The 15,886-nt window shown below is 67.4% G+C and carries 17 protein-coding genes; 12 read left to right on the top strand and 5 right to left on the bottom strand.

The features are described from left to right. The first annotated feature begins 3 nt into the window (after positions 1 to 3). Positions 4 to 933, top strand: coding sequence for an NADP-dependent oxidoreductase (locus tag A5686_RS05705; protein WP_067932031.1), 930 nt, complete (start codon positions 4 to 6; stop codon positions 931 to 933). An 89-nt stretch (positions 934 to 1,022) separates the two neighbouring features. On the opposite strand, the gene A5686_RS05700 is transcribed toward A5686_RS05705, so the two are convergent. From A5686_RS05700 to A5686_RS05690, 3 genes are all read right to left on the bottom strand, one after another. After that, a complete protein-coding gene (locus A5686_RS05700; protein ID WP_067931982.1) occupies positions 1,023 to 1,853 on the bottom strand; it encodes an oxidoreductase in 831 nt (276 codons plus the stop codon). A gap of 2 nt (positions 1,854 to 1,855) precedes the next feature. Continuing rightward, positions 1,856 to 3,097: a hypothetical protein gene (locus tag A5686_RS05695; protein ID WP_067932029.1), complete on the bottom strand. Its 1,242-nt coding sequence runs from the start codon at positions 3,095 to 3,097 to the stop codon at positions 1,856 to 1,858. A 93-nt stretch (positions 3,098 to 3,190) separates the two neighbouring features. Further along, on the bottom strand, positions 3,191 to 3,634 hold the full coding sequence (locus A5686_RS05690) for a nuclear transport factor 2 family protein (RefSeq protein WP_067931980.1): 444 nt from the start codon (positions 3,632 to 3,634) through the stop codon (positions 3,191 to 3,193). An 84-nt stretch (positions 3,635 to 3,718) separates the two neighbouring features. Here A5686_RS05690 and A5686_RS05685 point away from each other — a divergent pair, with 84 nt between their 5' ends. Further along, positions 3,719 to 4,618, top strand: a complete 900-nt coding sequence (locus A5686_RS05685) for an SDR family NAD(P)-dependent oxidoreductase (protein ID WP_067932026.1) — start codon at positions 3,719 to 3,721, stop codon at positions 4,616 to 4,618. A 2-nt stretch (positions 4,619 to 4,620) separates the two neighbouring features. Beyond that, positions 4,621 to 5,442, top strand: a complete 822-nt coding sequence (locus tag A5686_RS05680; RefSeq protein ID WP_067931977.1) for a mycofactocin-coupled SDR family oxidoreductase — start codon at positions 4,621 to 4,623, stop codon at positions 5,440 to 5,442. Positions 5,443 to 5,552: 110 nt separating this feature from the next. Here A5686_RS05680 and rpmB read toward each other — a convergent pair whose 3' ends face one another. Next, the gene (gene rpmB / locus A5686_RS05675) at positions 5,553 to 5,747 is read right to left on the bottom strand and encodes a 50S ribosomal protein L28 (RefSeq protein ID WP_067931976.1); all 195 of its coding nucleotides are present in this window, start codon (positions 5,745 to 5,747) and stop codon (positions 5,553 to 5,555) included. A gap of 249 nt (positions 5,748 to 5,996) precedes the next feature. On the opposite strand from rpmB, the gene A5686_RS05670 reads away from it, so the two are divergent. Genes A5686_RS05670 through A5686_RS05660 form a run of 3 tightly spaced genes read left to right on the top strand, consistent with a single transcriptional unit; the run spans position 5,997 to position 10,632 of the window. Further along, on the top strand, positions 5,997 to 7,700 hold the full coding sequence (locus tag A5686_RS05670) for a DAK2 domain-containing protein (RefSeq protein WP_156749956.1): 1,704 nt from the start codon (positions 5,997 to 5,999) through the stop codon (positions 7,698 to 7,700). Positions 7,701 to 7,702: 2 nt separating this feature from the next. Next, positions 7,703 to 9,922, top strand: coding sequence for an ATP-dependent DNA helicase RecG (recG, locus tag A5686_RS05665; protein ID WP_067931975.1), 2,220 nt, complete (start codon positions 7,703 to 7,705; stop codon positions 9,920 to 9,922). Next, positions 9,919 to 10,632, top strand: a complete 714-nt coding sequence (locus A5686_RS05660) for an HNH endonuclease family protein (protein WP_067931974.1) — start codon at positions 9,919 to 9,921, stop codon at positions 10,630 to 10,632. The genes recG and A5686_RS05660 overlap by 4 nt, the downstream gene beginning before the upstream one ends. Positions 10,633 to 10,636: 4 nt before the next feature. Here the strand turns inward: A5686_RS05660 and A5686_RS05655 are convergent, their stop codons facing one another. After that, positions 10,637 to 11,482 carry an aldo/keto reductase gene (locus A5686_RS05655; protein ID WP_197520486.1) on the bottom strand — a complete coding sequence of 282 codons (846 nt, stop codon included), beginning with the start codon at positions 11,480 to 11,482 and terminating at the stop codon, positions 10,637 to 10,639. 455 nt (positions 11,483 to 11,937) lie between these two features. On the opposite strand from A5686_RS05655, the gene A5686_RS05650 reads away from it, so the two are divergent. From A5686_RS05650 to coaD, 6 genes are all read left to right on the top strand, one after another. After that, positions 11,938 to 13,053, top strand: coding sequence for an alpha/beta hydrolase (locus tag A5686_RS05650; RefSeq protein WP_067931973.1), 1,116 nt, complete (start codon positions 11,938 to 11,940; stop codon positions 13,051 to 13,053). Positions 13,054 to 13,154: 101 nt separating this feature from the next. Then, the gene (locus tag A5686_RS05645) at positions 13,155 to 13,922 is read left to right on the top strand and encodes a DsbA family protein (RefSeq protein WP_067931972.1); all 768 of its coding nucleotides are present in this window, start codon (positions 13,155 to 13,157) and stop codon (positions 13,920 to 13,922) included. Beyond that, a complete protein-coding gene (locus tag A5686_RS05640; protein ID WP_067931971.1) occupies positions 13,919 to 14,566 on the top strand; it encodes a vitamin K epoxide reductase family protein in 648 nt (215 codons plus the stop codon). Before A5686_RS05645 ends, A5686_RS05640 begins: the two co-directional genes overlap by 4 nt. A 10-nt stretch (positions 14,567 to 14,576) precedes the next feature. Beyond that, positions 14,577 to 15,131, top strand: coding sequence for a 16S rRNA (guanine(966)-N(2))-methyltransferase RsmD (rsmD, locus tag A5686_RS05635; RefSeq protein WP_067931969.1), 555 nt, complete (start codon positions 14,577 to 14,579; stop codon positions 15,129 to 15,131). 24 nt (positions 15,132 to 15,155) lie between these two features. Continuing rightward, positions 15,156 to 15,359 carry a hypothetical protein gene (locus A5686_RS05630; RefSeq protein ID WP_067931967.1) on the top strand — a complete coding sequence of 68 codons (204 nt, stop codon included), beginning with the start codon at positions 15,156 to 15,158 and terminating at the stop codon, positions 15,357 to 15,359. Continuing rightward, positions 15,356 to 15,838 (top strand): pantetheine-phosphate adenylyltransferase, encoded by a 483-nt coding sequence (gene coaD / locus A5686_RS05625; protein ID WP_067931965.1) that lies wholly within the window; start codon positions 15,356 to 15,358, stop codon positions 15,836 to 15,838. Before A5686_RS05630 ends, coaD begins: the two co-directional genes overlap by 4 nt. Positions 15,839 to 15,886 lie beyond the last annotated feature (48 nt).

Here is a 15,886-nt window from a genome sequence, read left to right as displayed (position 1 = left end):
GAGATGACCGCGCTGCGGGCGCACCGGCGGGGCGGCCCGGAAGAGCTGGTGTTTGAACGTGCGCCGCGGCCGGTGCCGGCCGCCGGCGAAGTGTTGGTGGCCGTACACGCGGCAGGGATCACCTTCGACGAGCTCACGTGGGAGGAGACCTGGACCCGCGACGGGGCCAGCCGACTCCCGGTGATCCCATCACACGAGGTATCGGGCGTCGTCGAAGCGGTCGCCGCCGACGTCACGGATTTCGCACCCGGCGCCGAGGTGTACGGGTTGATCGGGTTCGACCGCGACGGTGCGGCGGCCGAATTCGTGGCCGTGCCCGCGGCCGACCTGGCCACCAAGCCGTCAACGGTGTCGCACGTCGTCGCCGCCGCGCTGCCGCTGGCCGGCCTGACCGCTCTGCAGGCTTTGGTGGACCACGCCGCCGTGCAACCGGGCGAGGCCGTGCTGGTGCACGGGGGCGCCGGGGGAGTGGGCCTGCTGGCAGTGCAGCTGGCCGCGCTGCTGGGTGCTCACGTGACCGCGACAGTGCGCAGCGGCACCGCCAACCTCCTGCGCGGCTGCGGGGCCCATCGAGTGATCGACGTGCGCACGGAGGCATTCGACGAAGCCGGCGCCGGCTACGACGTCGTCATCGACACGGTCGGCGGACAGACCCTGGAGCGATCGTTCGGCGTCCTGCGCCGAGGGGGCCGCCTGGTCACCTTGTCGGCACCGCCTCCGGACGGCAGGGCCGACGAGTTCGGCGTCACCGCAACCTTCTTCATCGTCACGCCGAATCGCAGCCAGCTTGACGAACTCGCCGCGCTGGTGGACGGCGACCGGTTGCATGTCGCGATCGCCCGGACGTTCAGCCTTGACGAGGGCCGGGAGGCGTATGAAAGCCGCGACGCCGACAGGCGCGCCGGCAAGACGGTCCTCATCGTGCGGTATTGACGGGCTGGCGCACCGCTTTTCGAGACATAAACCAGGCACATTCCACCCGGCGTGTCGTGTGCGTGGTAATTTGTCGCGGCCAGTAGCTGTCACGAGTCCGCGAAATTGACGTCCTTTGTGACGGCCTTCCACTGCTCGATCGACGCCGACATCGCAGTGATCTTGTCCCGCATGGCCTTCAGCACGTCACGGCCCAGCAACAGCCGTAGTGGCGGCTCGTCGAGCGTGGTCACCATCAGCACCGCCGCGGCGACCTTTTTGGGATCACCGGGTAGGTGATCGGCGAACTGCTTGATCAGGTTCTTGCGCGCGGCCACGTCGGCGTAGTCGGCGATGGGGTTGCCCGATTCCGTCATCGACCGCGTCGCCCAATCGGTGCGGAACGCGCCCGGCTCGATGGCGGTCACCTTGATGCCCAGCGGGCGCACCTCTGCGGCCAGCGCCTCGGTCACCGCCTCCAGCGCGAACTTCGTCGAGGAGTAATAGGCGTTGGGCGGGTTGGCCACCAGACCCGTCATCGAGGACATGTTGATGATGTGACCGGACCCGCGGGCGCGCATGCCCGGCAGCACCGCCTTGATCAAGTCGACGGCACCGAAGTAGTTCACGTCGAATAGCTTTCGCACCACCGCGTCCTCACCCTCTTCCACCGCGGACAGATACCCGTGACCCGCATTGTTGACCAGGACGTCGATTCCGCCGAACGCCGCTTCGGCCGCCGACACCGCCGCCGCGATCTGGGCGGCATCGGTCACGTCGAGGGCGACGGGAAGGGCTCGGTCGCCGAATTCGTCGGCGATATCGGCGACGGCCTCGGCCCGCCGTGCGGTTACCGCCACGCTGTGGCCGGCTTGCAGTGCGGCGCATGCGATCTCGCGGCCAAAGCCGGTGGAGCACCCCGTGATCAGCCAGCGCGACATCGTCAGATCGTCCCTTCCGGCAGGCGACGCAGATAGGCCTTGCGCCGCACCGCCAGCTCGATCGCCCGCTGGCCCTCGTTCACCCGCGGCAAGTGGGGCGCCTCGGCGTCGAGCCGGTCCAGCTTGACCACCCGCCCCCGCGCGCCGAGGTCCTGCCGCGGACCGCCCTCGCCGAACTCCGCCATGCGCAGGGTCAAGATGGCTTCCCGCAAGCCGTCGGAGTCGATCCAGTTCGCGACGCCGGGGTCGACGGGCGAGACCACGTAGGTGTACGAACCATCCTCGTTTGCCACCGACTGCGCCTTATTGAGGCTGCCGGTGCGGTCGACGAGATCCAAAGTGGTGCCCCAGATGTTGCTCAGCGGGACGGTAAAGTATTCGGCGCCACCGTCATTCAGGTCGACGACGAACGCCTCGTCGGGGGCGAGGTCGAACCGGCCCATGACGTAGACCTGCTTGCGCATCGCGCCGACCTTGTCGGCTGACCAGGCCAGGTTGAAATGGTTGGCCGGCATCTTGTAGATACCGTGGCTGAGCTTGCCGGTGAAGTTGGCGAAACGATCCATCATCGCCGCCGTGGCCTCGGCCTGTTCGTCGAGCGTGCGCGCCGGCGTGGTCGGTGGGCCGCCAAGTCGTTGCACCGCAATGTGATTGGGATCGTCGCGGCCCCAGTCCAGTAACACGTCGCGGATGTAGAACTCGTGGGCTTCCGGCGACGTCTGCACGTGGTTTGGCCGCCCGCTGGCGGGTTCGGCGTCGACGGTGATGGTGTAGCCGCCGGACTCGACCTGCATGGTGCGGCCGTTGAGCACGGCGACGGTGCCCATGTGCGCGTCCCACAGCGTGAAATAGTTCTCGGTCATGCGGTGCTCTCCGACCCGGCCGTGGATCTCGTAACGTTCCTCCCCGGAGATCGGGATTACCCGGTAGACGCTGTCGGGATTGTCGATGCCCCAACGCGATCCGGGAATGCTCCGGCCATTTACCGGGTGGGCGAGGCGGGTGATGCAGCTGACCTTAGGCCGCAGCTTGTCCTGATTGGACGACCACACCGCCGCCGAGAACATCACCTCGGCGAACGCGTCGTTGAACCGTTCGCGCATCGCGTCCGACGCCTTGGCGCGCCCGAGCCAGGTCTCGGCGATCGTGCGGTAGGCGGCCTTGACGGTAGCGTGCTCGATCAGGTCGAGGGCCGCCAGCTCCTGTTCGTGCTGGGACGCCGTCGCGATCGGGTGATCAGGCATGTGCTGCTCCTCCGATGTGCTGTCCAAAAAGCTTGTCGCAGAGCACCACGTCGGGTCGATCGGTCCGTCGCACGCGCTCACGGATGCCACGGGTCAGAACTTCAGATGCTGGCTGACGTCGCCGACCTGGTCGACGAACATGGTGCGGCTGTCGAAGCACCATGCCCCGTCCACCCGGTGAAAGGTGTCTTTGTAGTGCCCGGTCACGATCACCTGCAGCGGCAGGTCGGCGGTGGCCTGCGTGACGCAGTAGTAGGACGTGCTCCGCGCGGTCCCGGCCGCCTCGTCGATGTAGAGCTGCACGTTGGTCGTGTTGTGTTTCGTTTTCGGCGTGCCGTCGTCATAGATCCGCGTGGCCATCTCATACATCTCTCGAACCCGCGCGGAACCGTCGAACACCGTCTCCGGTGGGCCGTCCTCCACCCCGCAGATGCGGCCGCGCTCGAAGAGCCGGGCCACCCCGTCCAGGTCGCCGCCGTCGAGAAGCTGCGCGTAGGTGTAGATGAGGTTGGTGATCTCGGTGGCGCTGTCACTCATGTCGAACCGCCTCGGGAGTCTTCGGCTCTTATGTTGGCAGTGCCGGTTCAACTTACATAGAACCGACCATTACCCTTGATCGCCGTGACCTTACCGTGGACACCGAGCAGGCTCGGCGACCTCACCGGCAAACGTGTGATCGTCACCGGAGCGACCAACGGTGTCGGGCTCGGCACCACGCGTGCGCTCGCCAAAGCCGGCGCACACGTGATCCTCGCGGTGCGCAATACCGAACTCGGCGAGCAACGCGCCACGGAGATTTCGGCGATGGGCGGCTCGACATCTGTGGTCAAGCTAGACCTCGCCGACCAGTCGTCAGTGCGGAGTTTTGCGGGCCTGATCGACGAGCCGGTGGACATCCTGATCAACAACGCCGGCGCCCTGACCGACCGGCGCACCGAGACGGTCGACGGCTTCGAGATGACGCTCGGCACCAACCTGCTCGGGCCGTTCGCGCTGACCAATCTGCTGCTGGCAAAGGTGCGTTCGCAGATCATCAACGTCGGGTCCGACGCGCACCGGTCGGCGACGCTGCACCTCGATGACCTGCACTTGCGCCGGCACAAGTGGACGCGGTTGGGCGCGTACGCGCAGTCGAAGCTCGCGGTCATGCTGTGGGGCCTGGAGCTGGATCGCAGGCTGCGCGCCGCCGGATCGCCGATCGTCACGCAGCTCACCCATCCGGGCTGGGTGGCCTCGAACCTGTCGAACCTGGGCGACTCGCCGCTGATGTCGCTGGCCCACAAGGGCGTCAAGGCGGTGGCCGACCGGTTGGCCAACGACATCGACGAGGGTGCGGCGCCCACGCTCTACTGCATTAGCGAGCCGATTCCGCCGGGCAGCTACGTTGGGGTCACTGGCAGGTTCGGGCTGCGCGGCGGCCCGGTGCTGATCGGCCGCGCGCCGCTGGCATGCGATTACGACACGGCCGCGCGGCTGGTGGCCTTCGCCGAGCACGAAACCGGCACGACACTGGAGGTATAGCCATGGGTGAATTCGAGAACACGGTCGCCGTCATCACCGGCGCCGCGCGCGGACAGGGCCGCAGCCATGCCGTCGCGCTGGCTGAACAGGGCGCCGACATCATCGCCGTCGACATCTGCGCCGATCTCGACGCGATCCCCTATTCCTTGGGGACCGAATCCGAGCTCGCCGAGACCGTGCAGCTGGTCCAGGCGGCCGGGCGCAAAGCAGTGTCCGTCGCGGTGGACGTCCGTGACCTCAAGGCCCTGCAGGCTGGGGTCCAGGCCGGTGTCGACGAACTCGGCGACATCGACGTCGTTATCGCCAATGCCGGGGTGGTGGCCATCGGGGTCACCGACCCCGAGTCCGAACCGGTGTTCAACACGATCGTCGACACCAATCTGAAGGGCGCGTGGCACACGCTGTTGGCGACGGTTCCCTCGATCGTGCGCAAGGGCCGGGGCGGTTCGGTGGTGCTGGTCAGCTCATCGCAGGGCCTGACCGGCCGCGGCGGCGACGGTAGCGCGGCAATGTTCGCCTACGCCGCATCCAAGCACGGAGTGGTGGGGCTGATGCGTTCGGCGGCGAATGCCTATGCGGCACACAAGATTCGGGTCAATTCCATTCACCCGGGCGGTGTCGCGACGCCGATGATCCTCAACGATTTCGTGGTGAACCGGATGCTGGAGAACCCCAACCCGGCGCTGTCCCAGACGCTGCTGCCCGACGCGGCGTTGGTCGAGGTCCAAGACGTCACCGAAGCGGTGCTCTGGCTCGCCGGACCGCGCTCGCGCTACATCACCGGCGTGGCGTTACCCGTGGACGCCGGCCACGTCGTCATGTGAACGACGGCTGCGCTTGCCCGATGGTGGTGACCCGGCGCGCGCGGCTTGGACTGTGCGGCGACCCGCCGCGCCCGGCTTACAGCGCCGCGGCCCGCGCCGGCGATCGCTTACTAACCGCGGACGACCTTGCCGGCCTTGATGCAGGAGGTGCAGACGTTCAGACGCTGCTTGTTGCCGCCCGGACGGGTGACGACGTGCACGGTCTGGACGTTGGGGTTCCACCGGCGGCTGGTGCGGCGGTGGGAGTGCGACACCGACTTACCGAAGCCGGGGCCTTTCCCGCAGATGTCGCACACAGCGGCCATTGTTCAAGCTCCTCAAATCTCGGGGGTCCGGCAATCTGGCCGGGACAACCCGGGTGCACCCGGGCCCACCTGAGGATACCGACTGTCTTGGCATCCGCCAAAACGGTCACCGCCGCTGTCGCACCCTCTGGCTAGGCTCGATGGCTGATTCGGCCCGCGTGGTTACCGGCAGCCGCAGCGGGCGTTGCCGGGCTACGCTGGCGCCCACCGGGTGCTGGGCGACGACAGGTGCGGAGGAGGTGGGTCACCCTGGGCACTGCTGACACGTCGGAGGATCGTCTGCTCGACGCGATCACCCTGCGCGACTGGGCGCACACCGCCGTCAGCGACCTGATCACGCACATCGACGAGATCAACCGGCTCAACGTCTTCCCCGTCGCCGACTCCGACACCGGCGCCAACATGCTGTTCACCATGCGTTCGGCCCTGGCCGAAGCCAAAGTGGGCGCCGGCACCGAGGGTGGCTCGACCTGCGTCGCGCGGGCCGCGGCCGCGCTGTCGACCGGTGCCCTGAACGGCGCGCGCGGCAATTCCGGGGTGATCCTGTCGCAGATCCTGCGGGGCATCGCCGACGTTACCGCGACCGCCGCGGCCGACGCCGGGGGTGAGCTGTCCCACATCGACGTGGTGGTCCTGGGTGCCGCGCTGCAGCGCGGCGTGGAGCTGGTGATCAGCTCGATGGGCGGTGAGGAAGTCCCCGGGACCGTCGTCTCGGTGCTGCGGGCGGCCGCAACCGCCGTAACGCAGTGCGCCGCAGCCGGGGACGGCCTGGTGGCGGCGGTCATCGCCGCCGGTGACGCTGCGGTGGTCGCGCTGGAGAAGACGCCCGAACAACTCCACGTGCTCGCCGACGCCGGCGCCGTGGATGCCGGCGGGCGAGGCCTGCTCGTCCTGCTGGACGCGCTGCGGTCCACCATCACCGGGCAAGCACCGGCCCGCACGGTGTACGAGCTGTCGCCGCGCGCGCCACAGCCGGAGGTGCCCGCACAGCGCCCGCCGCCCCAGTTCGAGGTGATGTACCGGCTGGACGGCTGCGACCGCACGGCGGCGGACACGCTGCGCGACAGGCTGGGAGAACTGGGTGATTCGGTCGGCATCGCGTCTGCGCCGTCAGCGGCGAAAAGCACGTACTCGGTCCATGTGCACACCGACGATGCCGGCGCCGTCGTGGAGGCGGGGCTGGCGGCCGGGCGGCTCAGCCGCATCGTCATCTCGGCGTTGAGCTCCGCCAGCCCCGGGCTGCCCGTCGGCGGCTGGACGCGCGAGCGCGCGGTGCTCGCGGTGGTCGACGGCGACGGTGCCGCGGACCTGTTCGCCGGTGAGGGGGCCTGCGTGCTGCAACGCGATCCGGCCGCGCGCGATCCCGTCACCAACATCAGTGCGCACCAGCTGATGCGGGCCATCGTCGACACCGGTGCCGCACAGGTGATGGTGCTGCCCAACGGCTACGTGCCGGCCGAGGAACTGGTGGCCGGCTGCACCGCGGCCATCGGTTGGGGGATCGACGTGGTGCCGATCCCGACCGGGTCGATGGTGCAGGGGCTGGCCGCGCTGGCCGTGCACGAAACCGACCGCCAGGCGGTTGACGACGGCTACACGATGGCCCGCGCCGCCGGCGCGGCACGGCACGGGTCGGTGCGCATCGCCACCGAGAGCGCGTTGACCTGGGCGGGCCGCTGCCACACCGGCGACGGCCTGGGCATCGCGGGCGACGAGGTGCTGATCGTGGCCGCCGATGTGATCGGGGCGGCGATAGGTCTGCTCGATCTCCTGCTGGCCTCCGGCGGCGACCTGGTGACGGTGCTGCTGGGCGCCGCCGTCGAAGGCGACGCCGACGCGGGCGCGCTCAGCGACATCCTGGAAGGGCACATGCACGATCACCACCCCGGGACCGAACTGGTCACCTACCGCACCGGCCACCACGGTGACGCGCTGCTGATCGGGGTCGAGTAGCGATGGTCTCGCTAAGCGACCGGCTGGACTTCGTCGTGGGCGCCAAGGCCGCCGAATCGCTCGACGAGGTGTTCGGCATCCGCACCGTCGACGACCTGTTGCGCCACTATCCGCGCAGCTACACCGAGGGCGCGACGCGATGGGACGCCGACGGCGAGCGGCCCGAAACGGGCGAGCACATCACCATCATCGACACGATCGCCGAAGCCAAGACGTTCCCGATGAAGAAGACGCCGAAGAAACTGTGCCACCGCATCACCCTCGGCGCCGGGCGCAGCAAGGTGACCGCGACGTTCTTCAACGCGAATTACCTGAAAAAGGATTTGACGAAGGGCACCAAGGTGATGCTCTCCGGCGAGGTCGGATTCTTCAACAACGTCATGCAGCTGACGCACCCGGCGTTCCTCATCCTCGACTCCCCGGACGGACGCAACCGCGGGACCCGATCTCTGAAGAACATCGCCAACGCCTCGAAAGCGACCAGCGGTGAGGAACTGTTGGACGCTTACGAACGCCACTTCTTCCCGATCTATCCGGCCAGCACGAAAATGCAGAGCTGGGACATCTTTTCGTGCGTGCGCCAAGTGCTCGACGTGCTCGATCCGGTGCCGGATCCGGTGCCCGAGGCCCTGCGCGAGAAACTCGGCTTGGTCTCTGAAGACGAGGCGCTGCGCGACATCCACCTGGCCGAGAGCGAGTCGCGGCGCCAGCGGGCCCGTGTGCGCCTGACCTTCGACGAAGCCGTCGGCCTGCAGTGGGCGCTGGTGGCCCGTCGTCACGGCGAGTTGTCGGAGTCCGGGCCGTCGGCGCAGCCGCGTGCGGATGGTTTGGCCGCAGAGTTGTTGGGGCGCTTACCCTTCGAGTTGACCGCGGGGCAGCGGGAGGTGCTCGGGGTGTTGACCGACGAGCTCGCGGCGACCCGCCCGCTGAATCGATTGCTGCAGGGCGAGGTCGGCTCCGGCAAGACGATCGTCTCGGTGCTGGCCATGCTGCAGATGGTCGACGCCGGTTATCAGTGCGCACTGCTGGCGCCCACGGAAGTACTTGCGGCACAACATCTCCGGTCGATCCGCGACGTGCTTGGCCCGTTGGCGATGGCGGGTCAGCTGGGCGGTGCCGATAACGGCACCCGGCTGGCGCTGCTGACCGGTTCGATGACTGCCGCCCAGAAGAAACAGATCCGCGCCGAGATCGCCGGCGGCGAGGTCGGCATCGTCGTCGGCACCCATGCACTGCTGCAGGACGCGGTGGAATTCGACAACCTGGGCATGGTGGTGGTCGACGAACAGCACCGCTTCGGTGTGGAGCAGCGAGATCAGTTGCGGGCCAAGGCCCGTCCCGGGGTAACGCCACACCTGCTGGTGATGACGGCGACGCCGATTCCGCGCACCGTCGCGCTCACCGTGTATGGCGACCTGGAAACCTCGACGCTGCGCGAACTCCCGCGCGGCCGCCAGCCGATCACCAGCAACGTCATCTTCGTCAGGGAAAAGCCGGCGTGGCTGGGCCGGGCCTGGCAGCGCATCACCGAGGAGGTGGCCGCCGGCCGCCAGGCCTACGTCGTGGCGCCGCGCATCGACGAGAGCGACGACCCGGGGGATCAGGAGCAGAACGGCAAGGCGCCGGAGACCGCCGAGGGTCTGTACGCCCGGCTGCGCTCCGGCGAGCTGGCGAATCTGCGCCTGGGCCTGATGCATGGGCGGCTGCCGGCCGAGGAGAAGGACGCCGCGATGGCGGCCTTTCGGTCCGGCGAGGTCGACGTGCTGGTGTGCACCACCGTCATCGAGGTAGGCGTCGACGTCCCCAATGCCACCGTCATGTTGGTGATGGACGCCGACCGGTTCGGGATCAGTCAGTTGCATCAGCTGCGCGGCCGCATCGGTCGCGGCCGGCATCCGAGCCTATGCCTGTTCGCCAGCTGGTCGGCGCCGAATTCGGCGGCCGGCCGGCGGTTGCGTGCGGTGGCCGAGACGCTGGACGGCTTCGCCCTGGCCGATCTCGACCTCAAGGAGCGCCGTGAGGGAGATGTGTTAGGCCGCAACCAGTCCGGAAAGGCGATCACATTGCGACTGCTGTCCCTGGCCGATCATCAGGAGTTCATCGAGGCCGCCCGAGACTTCTGCGTGCAGGCCTACACCGACGACCGCTCGAACCCCGGCTTGACGGTGCTGGCCGCGCGATTCACCGACACCGACCGCATCGAATATCTGGACAAGTCGTGAACCGCAAGCTACTGCTGTGGCTTGCCGCGGCGGCGGCGCTCGCGTTGCTGGTGGCCTACCAGACGGTGGGATCCTCGACCGCACGACGCTCCGCCGAATACGCTGCGCGCGCTGACGTTCCGACCGTCCAGCCAGGCACCGATGTGCTGGGAGGCGTCGCCGTCGTGCCGCTGCGCCAGCACCGCTACGACTACCTGCGGTCGGCATTCGGCGCCGCCTGGGACGACGAAAACGACGCCCCGATGGGGCATAACGGATGCGACACCCGCGACGACATCCTCAACCGCGATCTCGTCGACAAGACTTACGTGTCGATCAAGCGGTGTCCGGACGCCGTGGCCACCGGCACGCTGCACGATCCGTACACCAACAAGACCATTGCGTTCCAGCGCGGCCCCAAGATCGGCGAGTCCGTTCAGATCGACCACATCGTCCCGCTCGCCTACGCCTGGGACATGGGCGCCTATGGCTGGCCGGCCCCCGAGCGGCTGCGCTTCGCCAACGATCCCGCCAACCTGTTGGCCGTCGACGGGCAGGCCAATCAGGACAAGGGCGATTCGCCGCCGGCGCAGTGGATGCCGCCGAATGCGGCATTCGCGTGTCAGTACGCCATGCAGTTCATCGCGGTGCTGCGCGGTTACTCGTTGCCGGTGGACCTGGCGTCGACCGGCGTCCTGCGTCAGGCCGCGACCACCTGCCCGACCGGGTAACGGGTTACGCGCCTTCGTAGGTTTCCGGGTCGGGGCGCAGCCGAGTGCCGTCGTTGAGCGCGCTGATCGCATCCATGTGCTCGTCGGCCAGCTCGAAGTCGAACACGTCCAAGTTGGACGCGATGTGTTCGGCATTGGCCGACCGGAAGACGACCGCATTGCCCAGCTGCAGGTTCCATCGCAGCAATACCTGCGAGGCGGTCTTGCCGTATTCGCCGGCGACCGAGTTCACCGTCGGGTTGTCGTTCAGCTTGCCCAGCACCAGCGGTGTGTAGGACTGCGTGAGCACGTTGTGTTCGGCGTTGGTCTTGCGCAGCGCTTCCTGGTTGAGCAGCGGGTGCAGCTCGACCTGGTTGACCGCCGGGGTGACGAAGGTGAGGTCGATGACCGTGGTCAGGTGCTCCTCGGTGAAGTTGGAGACACCGATCGAGCGGGCCTGACCCTGCGCGCGGGACTGGATCATGCCGCCGAAGGAGTTCACATAGGTCCCCAAAGCCGGGGCGGGCCAGTGGATCAGGTACAGGTCGACGTAATCGAGGCCGAGCCGCTCCAGGCTCGCGTTGCAGGCGTCCATCGCTCCCTTGAAACCCTGGTCGGCGGTGGCCAGCTTGGTGGTGACGAACAGCTCGGCGCGGGGAATCCCGGAGGCGGCGATCGCACGCCCGACGGCGGCTTCGTTCCCGTAAGCAGCGGCGGTGTCGATCAGCCGGCAGCCGAGCTCCAGCGCAGCCGACACCGCACGTTCGGTCTGGTCATCGGACAATTCCGCGACGCCCAGGCCGAGGGCCGGGATCGTGTTTTCGTCGTTGAGAGCAATTGAGGGTAAGGCGGAGCCCGACTCGCCGGCCAATTCATTCACCTGCCTGTGAAATTGAAGGTTCGAGATGTGCACCGAGCCGGGTTCCGTCATCGAGCGACGAGATCGACGCTGTCCGGCGCCGAGTTCGAGGCGCTCGATATCGAACACGTCGAAGTTGCTCGCAATTCGATGAAAGCTCACCGACCTGGGATCACGATAGTACCGAGTGTGTAAAGGCAACCTAACCAACACCTGGACGGGCGTCTATCCGCGCCGTCGGCACCCGTTAGGCGACCCCGTACAGTTAGTCGCGCGGCGGTCCGCCATCGGCGGGCTTCCGCGATGCGGCGAGCCGGTGATGTCGATGGGCCGGATGATCGACGGCGGTGTTGACCGCTCCGTTTGGTGGCCACCCGGGCCGGTAAGCCTTGAGAGGCGATGTGCGGTGAGAACTGATGGCCGTTCGTCGTCGAGCGTTAGCACGTGTTGTCGTAAGGGGGTTGTTCATGACCAGGCTCCTGTCAGGGGCGCCGGGAGTTCAGTCTGGGGCCGAACATTCGGTGCCGCTGGCCAGTCGGATCCAGGGCGCCATCACCAATCTCGGGACCAAGGTCATCCCGTGGATCCCGACCGCGCTGCGGCGAGGGCTGGTCCGCAGTCGTTCGGTCATCATCGACGGCAACACACTGGATCCGACCCTGCAGCTGATGCTGTCGGGCCTACGCGCCGTCGGGATCGACGGGCTGGTGGTCGACGACGACGTGCAGGCGTCGCGCACCCAGCTGCGCGAGCAGATCGTGGGGCTGCCCGGTCCGCAGATCCACGTTGACGTCGACGAACTGTCGCTCCCCGGCCCGGCCGGCGCGATCCGGGCCCGCCACTACCGTCCGGCCGATGGCGCGGCCGCGCCGCTGCTGGTCTTCTACCACGGTGGCGGTTGGTCGATCGGTGATCTGGACACCTATGACGCGCTGTGCCGGCTGATCTGTCGTGACGCCGGCATTCACGTTTTGTCGATCGACTACCGTCTGGCACCCGAACATCCGGCCCCGGCCGCCATCGACGACGCTTACGCGGCCTTCATCTGGGCGTTTGAGCACGCCGGCGAGCTCGGCGCGATTCCGGGACGGGTCGCGGTCGGCGGGGACAGCGCGGGCGGCAACCTGGCCGCCGTGGTCAGCCAGATAGCGCGCGACGAGGATGGTCCCGCGCCGGCGCTGCAATGGCTGATCTATCCCAAGACCGACTGCACCGCTCAGAACCGGTCGCTGACCCTCTTCTCGCGCGGCTTCGTGCTGACCAAGCGGGACATCGACTGGTTTGAATCCCAATATCTGCGGCGTTCGAATCTGGACCGGACCGACCCGCGAGTGTCGCCGGCGCTGGCCGAATCGCTGACGGGACTGGCGCCCGCACTGATCGCGGTCGCCGGCTTCGATCCGTTGCGCGACGAAGGCGAGAGCTACGCCGAGGCGCTGCGGGCCGCCGGCGTCTCGGTAGACCTGCGCTACCTGGGTTCGCTGACCCATGGCTTCGTCAATTTGTTCCCGCTGGGCGGCGACAGCATGGTGGCGACCAGCGAACTGATTTCCGCCTTGCGGGCACACCTGAGCCGGGTCTGACTCGGTGAGCCGCGGGCGCCGGTAACCTAGAGACGCTTTGTCCGATCGCTTTGTCCGCAACCTGACAGACCGATAACTCGTACCGAAAGATCAGGGAACCTGTGGCCGACAAACCCAAACGTCCCCCCCGATTTGACATGAAGTCGGCCTCGGCCGGTAAGTCGAGCAGGCTCGTCCAGATCGGCGGCACCGCGTTCGTGGTGATCTTCGCGGTCGCCCTCGTCTTCTACATCGTCACGTCGCATCACAAGAAGGCCGCACCCAGCGGCGCCGGCGATGCCGTGCGGGTGACGTCGAGCAAGCTGGTCACCCAGCCGGGCAGCAGTAATCCCAAGGCCGTGGTGACGTTTTACGAGGACTTCCTGTGCCCGGCCTGTGGCAACTTCGAGCGCACCTTCGGTCCGACGGTCTCCAGGCTCATCGACATCGGCGCGATCGCGGCGGACTACTCCATGGTGTCCATCCTTGACAGCTCACGAAACCAGAACTATTCCTCGCGGGCGGGTGCTGCGGCGCTGTGCGTCGCCGATGAGAACCAGGACGCATTCCGGCGCTTCCACTCCGCGCTGTTCAGCACCGACATTCAGCCGAGCGAAACCGGCAAGACCTTTCCCGACAATGCGCGGCTGATCGAACTCGCCCGCGAGGCGGGCGTGGTGGGCAGGGTGCCGGACTGCATCAACAGCGGCAAATACCTTTCCAAGGTCACCGGTGCGGCGGCGGCCGCGCATATCAACGCCACGCCGACCATCAAAATCAACGGCGATGACTACGATCCCTCGACACCTGAGGCGATGGTCAACAAGATCAAAGAAATCGTGGGCAACATTCCGGGCATCGACGGCGCGGTCGCCCCAGCCTCCACATGACCGGTGCGGTGTCGACAGAAGCGGCCGACCCCCCCGGGGACCTGACACCGGAACCAGCTGAGGCGGCGCGCGTTCCGGCGCTCAGTGCCTGGTGGGTGCTGATCTCGGGTCTGGTCGGCCTGGCGGCATCGATGACGCTGACGGTCGAGAAGATCGACATCCTGCTCGACCCGTCATACGTGCCGTCCTGCAACATCAACCCGATCCTGGCCTGTGGCTCGGTGATGGTCACCCCCCAGGCGTCCGTGCTGGGCTTCCCCAACCCGCTGTTGGGGTTGGTGGCCTTCACCGTGGTCGTCGTCACCGGCCTACTGGCGTTGACCAAAGTGGCTTTGCCGCAATGGTATTGGCTGGGGATGACGATCGGCGTGGCGGTCGGCGCGGTGTTCGTGCACTGGCTGATCTTCCAGAGCCTGTATCGGATCAATGCGCTGTGCCCGTACTGCATGGTGGTGTGGGTGGTCACCATTTCGCTTTTGGTAGTGGTCGCCTCGATCGCTTATCGCCCGGTATTGCAACGTCGGCAGTCCGGTCCTGGATGGGTGCTTTTCCAGTGGCGGTGGTCCATCGCCGCACTCTGGTTCACCGCAGTGTTCTCAATGATCATGGCGCGGTTCTGGGACTACTGGTCCACGCTGTTGTAGGTATGGGCAGGTGACCCGGATCATTGGCGGCGTGGCCGGCGGCCGGCGCATTGCGGTCCCGCAGCGCGGCACCAGGCCCACCACCGACCGCGTGCGCGAGTCGCTCTTCAACATCTTGACCGCCCGCCGCGAGCTGACCGGCCTCAACGTGCTGGACCTCTATTCCGGTTCCGGTGCACTGGGATTGGAGGCGTTGTCCCGCGGCGCGGCCGCCGCGCTCTTCGTGGAGTCGGACCCGCGCACGGGATCCGTCATCGCGCGCAACATCGAAACCCTGGGTCTGCGCGGCGCGACGTTGCGCCGGGGAGCGGTCGCAACCGTGCTGGCGGCCGGGACCGCGGCCGCGTTCGATCTGGTGCTGGCCGACCCGCCCTACGACGTAGACGCCGCCGAGGTCGAGGCCGTGCTTTCCGGGTTGCCCGCCCATGGTTGGGTGCACGAGGGCAGCGTCGCTGTGGTGGAGCGGGCGGCCGGGAGTGCGCCGCTGAATTGGCCGTCCGGCTGGTCGGTATGGCCACCACGGGTTTACGGCGACACCCGTTTGGAGCTGGCCGAGCGTCGTTGAGGTGGGCGTGTACCGTCATGCGTCATGGCGCCGCTTCTCAGCATCGCTTCGCTCTGCATCGTCGCGGCGCGCGTCATGGCGCCGCTTCTCAGCATCGCTTCGCTCTGCATCGTCGCGGCGCGCGTCATGGCGCCGCTTCTCAGCATCGCTTCGCTCTGCATCGTCGTGGCGCGCGTCATGGCGCCCGGTGTGCGTAGACCACCCCGTTGCGCTGGGGCGCCCGCATGAGCGGCGCAGTGTGCCCGGGATCGTTCGACCCGGTGACGTTGGGCCACATCGACGTCTTCGAGCGCGCGTCGGCTCAGTTCGACGAGGTGGTGGTGGCGATCCTGACCAACCCCGCCAAGAAGGGCATGTTCGACCTCGACGAGCGGATCGCAATGATCAACGAATCGACGACGCACCTGCCCAACCTGCGGGCGGAAGCCGGCCAAGGTCTAGTCGTCGACTTCGTCCGGTCGCGCGGCATGACGGCCATCGTGAAGGGGCTGCGCACCGGCACCGACTTCGAATACGAGCTGCAGATGGCGCAGATGAACAAACACGTCGCAGGCGTGGACACCTTCTTCGTCGCGACCGCCCCGCGCTATTCGTTCGTGTCGTCATCGCTGGCCAAAGAGGTGGCGATGCTCGGCGGTGACGTGTCGGAACTGCTGCCCGAAGCGGTCAATCGTCGCTTGCGGGAGAGGCTTTCGGACCAGTCCTGATGCGCCGGGGGCGACCGAGGGCGCCGCGCGGTGCTCGACGTGCAGTTA

It is taken from the genome of Mycobacterium sp. E2479 (assembly GCF_001667925.1).
Taxonomy (GTDB): domain Bacteria; phylum Actinomycetota; class Actinomycetes; order Mycobacteriales; family Mycobacteriaceae; genus Mycobacterium.
Note: the sequence above shows the minus strand (reverse complement) of the source record. Positions and strands in the feature narration are given on the sequence as shown.